Source organism: Runella sp., assembly GCF_027484545.1.
In the GTDB taxonomy this organism is placed as follows: Bacteria; Bacteroidota; Bacteroidia; order Cytophagales; family Spirosomataceae; genus Runella.
Genome location: NZ_JAIXST010000164.1, coordinates 32138 through 42453 on the forward strand (window position 1 = coordinate 32138; position 10316 = coordinate 42453).

The following is a 10316-nucleotide window of genomic DNA, read 5'->3' on the forward strand; positions in this document are numbered from 1 at the left end:
TTTCCGCCCTTGATTGAACCGAAAAATCGTCACTCAAGGAGGGCGGGAGGCTTTTCCGCCGAAAACGCGACCTGCTTTCGGCGCTTATGGATTGAGTCAATTTTTTATCATAGTTTTTGGGGGTTTGTGGTTAAAGAATAGTTAAAGATTACAAGTTACTCCGGAAATCACTATTTCCGTTCCAAACACTTCATAGGTGGCCCCGATAGTTTGGCATACGATATCGAGCTTGCGAAATAAAGGCAGATCCCCTAAGGGTGCGGTGACCCTACAGGATTCAAATAAGTTGGAATCTCGGCGAATGGTGACACCATAGGCATTTTCAAGGTCATTGAGAATAGTATTTACGGAGGTATTGGTATAAAGGAACTCTTTTGCATTCCCGGTATCTGTAAGCTGTATAGGCTGTGCCACAAGGCCCTTTTCAAAAGCGTTAGTAGCAGCATCAAAAACAACTCTCTGATTGGGGTATAGGTATATGGCATGATTTGCTTTTTGATTTCCCGACTCATCCAACTTATCCGTAGCGTATACCATCACTTTTCCGGAAGTTACCGATACGCTGCTTTTTGCCTTTCCCGTATTGGACACTACCTTGAAGCTGGTGCCAATTACCCGCACAATGATATGACCGGCATAGACCAGAAAAGGCTTAGAACTGTCTTTGGCCACTTCGAAAAATCCCTCTCCATCGAGATAAACGACTCTTTTGTTTGCTGAAAAATCAGAATAGCTCAATTTACTTCCCGGTTTCAGCTTTACTTTAGTTCCATCTTTTAACAAAATCGTTTGTTGACTTTTTGTAGAATTTACCTTTTCCTTCAGGGAAATTTCGGCTTGGCCTATTTGCCTTTCATAGTCTAACGGCACATCATTAAACGTTGATTGGAGGCTCCAAACTAACCCGCCAACAAGGACAAGGGTAGCTGCTACTATCCACCACCGATAGAATGTCAACGGTAAACGAGATGGTTCAGACTCTAAATTGAAATCATCAATGGAATTCTCTACCTGAGTCCAAATGTCCTCTTTTATATTCTTATCAACCGGAACCTGAAGTCGGTGCAAAGACATAAACAGGGCTCCGGCAAGCGTCATACTGTTGATTTTGTCCGGATATTGCTCCTTGAAATTCTCCCAAAACAATGACTCTTCGCGTCCGTTGCATAGAATCCATTTACGGAAGCGTTCATCATTGAGGAAATCTTCCAGTTTATAACTGCTGTAATTTTTCAAAGTCTGAATAAATAAAATCCATCGCTTATTGTATTATATATATACAAAGGAGGATTTATTCCATTTGACCCAACGGAATTTTATATTTTTTTTTAGAAAACTGATAAATGAAGTTTTAACGTTGAGAAACAGCACTTTACTGCAAAAGATAAATCAGAGCCAATTTGATAAGCGAGTAAAGTAGGTTTGAATTTTTCCGAAGCAGGGTGAGGGAGTTGTGTAGCGTGTTTCGAACTGTTTTTTCGGAAACGTCCATAATTGAAGCAATTTCAGCAATGCTGAAATTCTCATAATACCGCAGCGTAATGGCTTCCAACTGACGTTTGGGGAGACTTTTGAGAATGGTAACCAATTTCAGGGTTAATTCCCTCTCGGTATCATCCGGGCTGTATTCATACGCCGGATGGTTCTGCGTGATTAGAAAGGACTCAAAATCTACTTTTTCAACGGCTTTCTCCTTTTCATTGATACGACGAATATCTCTTCTAAGGCTCAGAAAGAGGTAGAACTTAATGTTATTAACAGATGCAAGTCCTTCACGATTACGCCACAGCCTGATAAACAAATCCTGAATGGCATCTTCCACTTGTGTTTGATCTGCAACAAATTTCTTGCCGTAGGAATACAGTGAATCAAAATATAGTTCGTAAATCTCAGCGTAGGCACTTTTATCCCCTAGCCGAAAAGCATTCCAAATTGCTGTATCATGAGGTGAATTCTGTATCACAAGGGGTGAAGATTTAACTCATAAAAGTAGCAATTTTTGGCAAATAATATACTTTTTACATTAAAAATTGCCATTTACAAAGAGTAGTGATCAAAAACGCGGCCCTACGAACTCTCATCATTAAGAGCAACCCCGCCCCTCTGCCAGGTAAGGCCGATAGGGCAACAAAAAAGCCAAACAAGGCTGTTTGGCTTTTAAAAGTGGGAGTTGAGGGATTCGAACCCCCGACCCTCTGCTTGTAAGGCAGATGCTCTGAACCAGCTGAGCTAAACTCCCGAGAAAACTAAGAACAAAAGGTAAAAAAGTGGGAATTGAGGGATTTGATCGGCAGCGGCACGGTACGCCGTCGCGGGACCGTCCCCGACTATCTGCTGATAAGGCAGATTTACAAATAAAAAAAATAATTTATTTCTACTTGTAACTTTTTTTGTGGGAGTTGAGGGATTCGAACCCCCGACCCTCTGCTTGTAAGGCAGATGCTCTGAACCAGCTGAGCTAAACTCCCAAAAACCCCTTTTCCGTTGTTTGGGGTTGCAAAGATGTGGGTTTCAAATTATATGTCCAACTTTTTTTTACATTATTTTCGATGAATAATTGTAGGTGCCGACTGAGCAGAGGCGTAAATCGTTAAGTCTGCGATAGTTACGCGTGCCGGAGCATTTACGGCATAAACCACCGCATTGGCAATATCTTCGGCCAAAAGTGGATCAAAACCTTCATAAACTTTAGCAGCGCGGTTTTCATCGCCTTTAAAACGCACTAAAGAGAACTCCGTTTCAACGGCTCCAGGGGCGATATTGGTCACTTTAATACCGTGTTGAGTTAAGTCCAATCGCATTCCTTCGCTGATAGCTTCCACCGCTTTTTTGGAAGCACAATACACTGCCCCGTTCGCATACGTTTGTTTGCCCGCAACAGAACTGAGATTGACAATGTGTCCTCTTCCCCTTTCCACCATTCCTGTTATTACTGCTTTTGACACATACAGCAATCCCTGCACGTTGCCGTCAATCATGGCATCCCAATCCGCTACGTCTCCGTCCTGGATGGCAGACAGCCCGTGGGCATTTCCTGCATTGTTGACCAAAATATCAATCGCTTTCCAATCTTCCGGTAAAGTTCCTATGGCTTGCGATACTGTTGCATAATCGCGCACATCAAAAAGGAGCGTTGTTGTTTTAACGTATTGAGCCAGCTCCGCTGCCAGTTCATCCAAGCGGTCTTGCCGACGACCGCACAAAATCAAATCAATTCCAATGTTGGCAAAAGCTTCAGCAGTGGCTTTTCCAATCCCCGAAGAAGCTCCGGTAATGAGGGCAATACGCGACATTTTTTTTAACAGTTACAGTGGGAAAAATAAATTCATTGAAGGGATTAACTCCCAAAACCTTCGATGGCAAAGTTGGAGAAAATTACCAAGCAAAAAAACAAAAACCCTCTCCTTAATTCTTTGGAGAGGGTCAAATGTTGAGCAGAAGCCGAAATTACTTAATTGGCTCAGGTTGCGCTGTATAACGCAAATAAGGCTTAACAATTCGTAAATCACTGTATTTTTTCTGAGCATCCTCGGTCGAAACCGCAGGGATTACAATGACATCTTCCCCCTGTTTCCAATCGGCAGGAGTAGCTACTTGGTTATTCGCTGTCAGTTGTAATGAATCAATCACACGAAGCAATTCAGTAAAATTCCGTCCGGTTGAAGCAGGATAGGTCAACGTCAGTTTGATTTTTTTATCAGGTCCAATCACAAACACCGAACGTACTGTGGTTTTTTCGCTGGCATTGGGGTGAATCATATCGTACAGGGTGGCCACATTTCGGTCACCATCGGCAATAATCGGAAAATTAACTACCGTATCATTCACTTCATTGATATCGGGTACCCAACGGCTGTGCGAATCCAAATCATCTACACTTACCGCAATTACTTTCACATTGCGTTTCTCAAATTCGCCTTTTAAAAGAGCTGTTTTTCCCAACTCCGTCGTGCATACAGGTGTAAAATCAGCAGGGTGCGAAAACAACATTCCCCACGAATTGCCCAGCCATTCGTGAAATTTAATGGGACCTTGGGTGGTTTGAGCTTCAAAATCAGGAGCTACATCGCCTAATCTTAGTGACATGGTATTGAATGATTTATGGTGAAACAATTATTTTTTACTTAAAACCTATCGACTTTATATGATAATAATGTTAATTGAAAGCCTCTTTTGCGGAGGCTTAGCAAAAGGAATACAATCCGTTCTTAAATTTTGTTCCAAGTTTTCCACTTTTCAAACTAAACTTACCGTGTAAAGCGTTTTTATGATGAATTTTACGGAGATTTTCCCAAAATGTACTTCAAAGCCTTATTTCAAAGAGTATTATTACCCATTTTTATTCTGACAAGCATCTCTGTCTACAGCGCTGATACGCTTTCTGTTGTTATTAAAGATAGCACAAAACCTCAATTAAAGCCGCATATTGTTTTTTTTTCTAAACTATTTTCGTCACAAAAAGACAGTATTAAAATCCGCCCGAAACTTACGTACACAATTGATTGGGACGCCAGAAGCTCATTTGTGGATAAAAAATTAGTTAATATTTGGGGAGTCAATACTGGCATCAAATTTGGCAGGGGTCGCCACGAACTGAACATCGGTTATTACTGGCTTACATTCAATTCTTTCCTTCGTCTGCTCGACCTTCGCAAAGACGCTTCCAAGGTTATCAATATAAATTACTACACCAAAACGGATTTGTATTTTTTTAGTTTAATGTACCGACCCAACCTCATTGACAATCGGAGGTGGCGATTCAGTATCCCCGTTGAGTTAGGTATTGGCGCTACCCAAAGTACTGATAACAAACTCCTGAATGACCTGATGATTTGGCGTCGTAACGATTTTTTTATGCCTGCACAAATAGGTGCTTACTTAAAATGGAAAGCCACTCGTTGGGTCGGATTCAGTATACAGGGAGGCTACCGTTATGCATTGTATCAGCAAAACTTGCCTACCAATTACAACGGTGCTTATTATAGCCTTGGATTTACAATGGAAAGTGAAATCTTTACTGATTCTTACCAATGGGCTAAAAAGTCATTAAAAAAACGGAAAGAACAACGGGGAAAACCTTAGACGAAACGTCTTTAAAAGGATATGAAAAAAATTGTTACTTTCGGACAAATCATGATGCGCTTGTCGCCGCCGGCTTTTGCACGTTTTGGTCAGGCCCACAGCTTCGATATTACCTATGCAGGAGGCGAAGCCAACGTCAGTATAGCAACAGCCCAATGGGGCGTAGAAGCCGTTCATGTTACCCGTTTTCCGGACAATGATATGGGGCGAGCCGCTGTCATGTATTTACGCAAATATGGCCTCACCACTTCAGAAATTCATTTCGGTGGAGACAGATTAGGCATTTACTTTGTTGAAAATGGGGCCACAGCTCGTGCGAGCCAAGTAATTTACGACCGCCTCAATGACTCTTTTTGCACCCTTGATGCTGACGAATTTGACTGGGAACGTATTCTTCAGGGAACTGATTGGTTTCATTTTACAGGGATTACGCCAGCGCTTTCGGAAAGCGCCGCTGCGGCCTGTTTAAAAGCTGTGCAGACCGCTCGAAAATTGGGAGTAAAAGTTTCTGCTGATGTCAATTACCGAAAAGGGCTTTGGGGATGGGGCAAAACACCACGGGAGATTATGCCTGAGTTGGTCGAACATTGTGACCTTATTGTATGCGGAAACAGCAACGCTAACGATTTGTTTGATATTCATCCTTTGCCCGAAGAAAAAAACAAATGGGTATCTACCATGAAGCAAGTGATGCAGCGGTTTCCAAACATCAAACTCATACTGGACACCAAACGGGAGTCAATCAGTGCTTCTCGTAACCAACTGAGAGGCAAAGCTTGGGACGGTCACCAATATTACAAAACTGCCAACCATGACCTACACCATATTGTAGACCGCATTGGCAGCGGAGACGCCTTTATTGCTGGCTTTCTGTACGGTTATGATTACTTCGAGCAAAGTGTTCAGCACGCCTTGGAATTTGGTACCGCCGCCGCTGCACTTAAACATACAGTCGAAGGTGATTTCAACTTAGTAAGCGTCGAAGAAGTAGAACGATTGGCCACCGGAGATACTTCAGGAAAATTATCACGATAACCAAAGTGGGCGGAGGTCACCCTGCCCCTACCTCTTCTCTAACTCACTCCTCTTTACTGCCTTCTAATAGTATATATAAGTTTTTTTTATAAAAAGTTTTGATTTACATACCATTAAACTTAGTTTGTAGTTAATTAGAAAACAACCTTACTAAGCTATGAAACCTTTACTCTTTATTCTTCTTGTTTTGGGAATACAAACAGCACAGGCACAAGTTAAAATTTTAACATTTGCAGAGGCCTCTGAGCAGGGACTCTCTCAACGAAAATTAGATAGTATTTACCGCCCTAAGGGAGCGTCAAAGGGAAGAAGGGAAGGTTCAAAAAGCTGGGAAATGTTAAGTAAAAAACAGTTTGAACTTTCACGAAAGATTTTTGGCAATCGACCTCAACAACCTCGTATGGCTTATTCACTTTACCAAAATCAAGCGGGAACATTTGAGTATATGCTTTATGAGATCCAAGGCAAAGCCAATAAAGAACTGGAAGTACGGTTTATTGATTCATTGCGGGTATTGCTTAACAATTACCCACTTGAAAACAATCCTGATTCTCCCCGGGTTTCCTCCCACTTTATGGTTTTAGGAGTTGTTAGAAGTATTCCTAAAGGAGACAGCACTATCATTACACTGGAAGATGCTATTGCTACTACCCGCCCTGATACAGTTAAAGTAGTTGCTTTAAACCAATTGGAAATGAAATCTGTACCTGATGTAATTTACCGATTTACTGAAATGCAGGAACTGAATCTTAGTGGCAACGAACTCAAAAGTGCTGCTATAGACTTAACCCGACTTCCTAAATTGCGACATATATGGCTCAATGCCAATCAATTGACCGACACAAGTTTGCATTTTCCCCTAAATAAAACGTTAAAAGTTCTGAATGTTCAAGGAAATCGTTTTCCGGACGTGCCTCAAGCCATTCGCAATTGTAAAAAATTGACAAGCTTATGGTTGGGTTACAATAAATTAACCCAACTCAATGAAAACAGTTTCAAAGGGTTGCGCCGATTACAGGACCTCAATCTCTATTCCTGCGACCTAAAAAATCTTCCAAAAGGAATTTCTAAGTTAAAGCGATTGGAAGTACTGGATTTGTATTATAACGAGCTTAGCACACTTCCCCGTAATCTCGGACGCATGAGGCGATTACAACAATTAGCCCTTTCAAACAATCAACTGATTCAGATACCGACAACGCTTGGGCGGCTGAAGCGTTTACATTCCCTATATGCACATCATAATAAATTGTCTACCCTGCCGGGCAGCGTTGGTAAACTTCGGAGTTTACGAATTTTAGCACTCAACAATAACCAATTCAGCACCTTGCCTAAGCAAATAGGCTCATTACGAGTTGTGGAAGAAATAGACATCAGCGACAATAATTTGAGTGAAGTTCCTGCCCAAATAGTGCAACTGCGACAACTTAAAAAATTATACCTGCGTAAAAATCCTTTTTCCGAGGATGCTTCGCTACTCAGTCGTTCTAAGCCTGTGCTGGAGTCGTTGGAGCAAAACAAGACGGATGTTTCGTATTGAGGTATTTTTTTTGAGGAGTATTTGCAAAAACCAAAACATACTTACATCTTTGCAGCCCGATAAAACGATTATCGGTCATGGGGATGTAGCTCATCGGACCACCGTTCTGGATGGAAAGAGTGCTTGCAAACTTAACATAATGGGGATGTAGCTCAGCTGGTTAGAGCGCTTGGCGAATCGTCGCACCGATGGCATACAAGAGGTCGTGGCGGTTCGAAGGTTCGATTCGATTTCCAGCTTCTATATACTTCAAAGTGTTGTTCTTTTTTACGGGGATGTAGCTCAGCTGGCTAGAGCGCTTGCATGGCATGCAAGAGGTCGTGGGTTCGAATCCCATCTTCTCCACCCTGATTATCAAAGAGTTACGACCAAAACCGTAACTCTTTTTTGTTTTTGCTCAAACATTTTAGATTTGTTTGAGCATCGCTTAAGTTATTATTTATGCTGAATTTGGCTATCTTCAAATGCAATTGATTACTTAACAACATTTCCTCAACCTTGCAGAATCATTTATTTATTTTACTATCCCTCTAACTTTACTATCATAAATATCATTAAACCAAAGGCGTTTGAACATGAGATTGACTTTATCTTCTGATAATTTATTATAAAGCTCTAATTTCGTATTAATGAAATTTAATAGCTCATTGTCAATCTCTTCGTTAAATTTATCCTGTATATTATCTTTGCTGTTTTTGTCGTTGAAGAAACTCATCAATTCCATATTTGCATAGATATTCGTTTTTATCTGTTCAAAGGCTACTTTGTCTTCTTCTTTTAAATCTAAGCCGTAGGTTTCATTCAATACTTTAATGATTTGAGTCAGCCACTCAAATTCGTCTTCGTCAGTTTGTCCAGCCCCGCCAGCGGTCATACCTTTCATCGCATTGTCGCTGCTTTCAAGGGCTAAATCTGTGGTAAATTGATGTTGGAGTTTATAACTATCTAAATCTATTTCCTCTAAAACTTCTTTCGGTAAGGTATTGGCTGCGGCTGGTAATTTCTTAAATAACTCCGATAGAAATACGTAGTATTTTTCTAACTCAACATCCGTAAAAGTAATAATTTGTGATAGGAAACGATAAAGCCGAACGAATGTCTTGATGTTGGCTTTAAACTCTATTTTTTGTTCGTCGTCAAGTTGAGTGTTGTATCTTTTTACAACTTCATTCAGAATGGGTTGGAGCTTTTCTTTATTATCGCCCTTTACAAAAAATAGTTGAGCATAGGCTTCTAAATCATTCTGATAAATGAGATTAAATGCCTCAACTCGCTGCTGTACATCATATAAACTATTAGGGTCGGTTTGGTCGTCGAGTTCCATATAATTACTTCCGTAGTACATTTGAAAGTCTTGTTGTACTTTTTCGGGGTCATTTACAAAGTCAAGAACCATTGTGCTATCCTTGCCTTGTGTAGTACGATTCAGGCGGCTTAGGGTTTGAACGGTACTTGTTCCCCCCAGTTTTTTATCGACAAACATGGTATGCAGCAAAGGTTCATCAAAACCTGTTTGATACATATTGGCTACTATCAAGATTCGGAACTGTGGAAGTTTAAGAGCATCGGGAACATCAACTTTACCACCCAAATTATTCATGTTTTCTTTGGTGTAGTCTTCGTTGGTTTCAGCATCTGTAACAGTACCGCTAAAAGCAACCAAAGCACCATAAGGTAGCTTCATTTCTCGCATAATATCATCAAACTTACGCTTGAATCTTACTGCGTGAAGCCTCGAACGAGTTACGAGCATGGCTCGTGCTTTGCCTTGAATCTCATTTTGCGTTTGTGATACAAAATGTTCTATCATTATTCGGGCTTTCTTCTCGATGGCGTGGTCTTGGAGGTCAACGTAGGATGAAAGGACTCTTACTGTTTTTTTCTTTTCGTATTCTTTGTCGTTTATTTCTGTGCGTTTAATGAGTTTATAGTAGCGTTTCCAACTCATGTAGTTTTTTAGTACGTCTTTGATGAAGCCCTCTTTGATGGCTTGCTCCATTGTATATAGGTCAAAAGCTTCTTTTTGTCCGTTACGGATTGTACCGAAAAGTTGAACAGTTTTTTCTTTTGGTGTTGCCGTAAAAGCAAAGAAAGAAATATTTTTTTGGTCGCCTTTGGCTTTTATTTCATCGGCTATTATCTCATCCAGTGATTTTACGTCTCCGTCGGCGGTTTCTGCTTCTTCGAGCGACAGTGCTTTCCGTAAATGTCTTGCCGATTCTCCTGCTTGTGAGCTGTGAGCCTCGTCAATGATTACGGCATAAGTTTTATCTTTATTTTGGGCAATTACATCAGATATGACTGGGAATTTTTGAAGCGTTGTGATGATAATTCTTTTGCCTTGCTCAATGGCATCTTTTAGGTCTTTACTTGTCTTGTTATCGTCTATATACGCAACTGTGCCAGGTACTTGTTCAAACTGACGAATATTGTCTTGGATTTGTTTATCTAAGACCTTTCTATCTGTTACTACAAGCACGCTGTTATATAATGCTTTGGCATCGTCGGGGTTTTGATAAAAATCTGAAAGACGGTGTGCCAACCAAGAAATTGTATTTGATTTACCCGAACCTGCTGAATGTTGAATCAAGTATTTACCGCCTACGCCTTCATTACGAACGGCTAAAAGTAGATTTTCTACGGCTCTACGTTGGTGGAA

Annotated in this window: 8 protein-coding genes and 3 tRNA genes; 4 read left to right on the top strand and 7 right to left on the bottom strand. The window is 40.8% G+C overall.

Annotation, left to right across the window (positions count from 1 at the left end; all coding sequences use genetic code 11):
• Positions 1-141 precede the first annotated feature (141 nt).
• From Q0081_RS15530 to Q0081_RS15555, 6 genes are all read right to left on the bottom strand, one after another.
• On the bottom strand, positions 142-1236 hold the full coding sequence (locus tag Q0081_RS15530) for a FecR family protein (protein WP_298355054.1): 1095 nt from the start codon (positions 1234-1236) through the stop codon (positions 142-144).
• A 136-nt stretch (positions 1237-1372) separates the two neighbouring features.
• Complete coding sequence (locus tag Q0081_RS15535) at positions 1373-1963, bottom strand: RNA polymerase sigma factor (RefSeq protein ID WP_298355056.1); 591 nt, start codon at positions 1961-1963, stop codon at positions 1373-1375.
• A gap of 201 nt (positions 1964-2164) precedes the next feature.
• Positions 2165-2239 (bottom strand) — tRNA-Val (locus Q0081_RS15540).
• A 154-nt stretch (positions 2240-2393) separates the two neighbouring features.
• Positions 2394-2468: transfer RNA gene (locus Q0081_RS15545), tRNA-Val, on the bottom strand.
• A gap of 72 nt (positions 2469-2540) precedes the next feature.
• Positions 2541-3293 (bottom strand): SDR family NAD(P)-dependent oxidoreductase, encoded by a 753-nt coding sequence (locus Q0081_RS15550; protein WP_298355058.1) that lies wholly within the window; start codon positions 3291-3293, stop codon positions 2541-2543.
• A gap of 154 nt (positions 3294-3447) precedes the next feature.
• Positions 3448-4086: a peroxiredoxin gene (locus tag Q0081_RS15555; protein WP_298355060.1), complete on the bottom strand. Its 639-nt coding sequence runs from the start codon at positions 4084-4086 to the stop codon at positions 3448-3450.
• A 438-nt stretch (positions 4087-4524) separates the two neighbouring features.
• On the opposite strand from Q0081_RS15555, the gene Q0081_RS15560 reads away from it, so the two are divergent.
• From Q0081_RS15560 to Q0081_RS15575, 4 genes are all read left to right on the top strand, one after another.
• On the top strand, positions 4525-5082 hold the full coding sequence (locus Q0081_RS15560; protein ID WP_298355063.1) for a hypothetical protein: 558 nt from the start codon (positions 4525-4527) through the stop codon (positions 5080-5082).
• A gap of 21 nt (positions 5083-5103) precedes the next feature.
• Positions 5104-6117 (top strand): sugar kinase, encoded by a 1014-nt coding sequence (locus Q0081_RS15565; RefSeq protein ID WP_298355066.1) that lies wholly within the window; start codon positions 5104-5106, stop codon positions 6115-6117.
• 157 nt (positions 6118-6274) lie between these two features.
• On the top strand, positions 6275-7657 hold the full coding sequence (locus Q0081_RS15570; protein WP_298355068.1) for a leucine-rich repeat domain-containing protein: 1383 nt from the start codon (positions 6275-6277) through the stop codon (positions 7655-7657).
• Positions 7658-7928: 271 nt separating this feature from the next.
• Positions 7929-8002: transfer RNA gene (locus Q0081_RS15575), tRNA-Ala, on the top strand.
• A gap of 169 nt (positions 8003-8171) precedes the next feature.
• On the opposite strand, the gene Q0081_RS15580 is transcribed toward Q0081_RS15575, so the two are convergent.
• Positions 8172-10316, bottom strand: a 2145-nt coding sequence (locus Q0081_RS15580; RefSeq protein WP_298355070.1) for a DEAD/DEAH box helicase family protein, incomplete at its 5' end; no start/stop codon positions are given.

Coding starts and splice junctions, on each gene's coding strand:
- Q0081_RS15550 (WP_298355058.1), bottom strand. CDS start 3,293: ATGTCGCGTATTGCCCTCATTACCGGAGCTTCTTCGGGGATTGGAAAA.
- Q0081_RS15555 (WP_298355060.1), bottom strand. CDS start 4,086: ATGTCACTAAGATTAGGCGATGTAGCTCCTGATTTTGAAGCTCAAACC.
- Q0081_RS15565 (WP_298355066.1), top strand. CDS start 5,104: ATGAAAAAAATTGTTACTTTCGGACAAATCATGATGCGCTTGTCGCCG.
- Q0081_RS15570 (WP_298355068.1), top strand. CDS start 6,275: ATGAAACCTTTACTCTTTATTCTTCTTGTTTTGGGAATACAAACAGCA.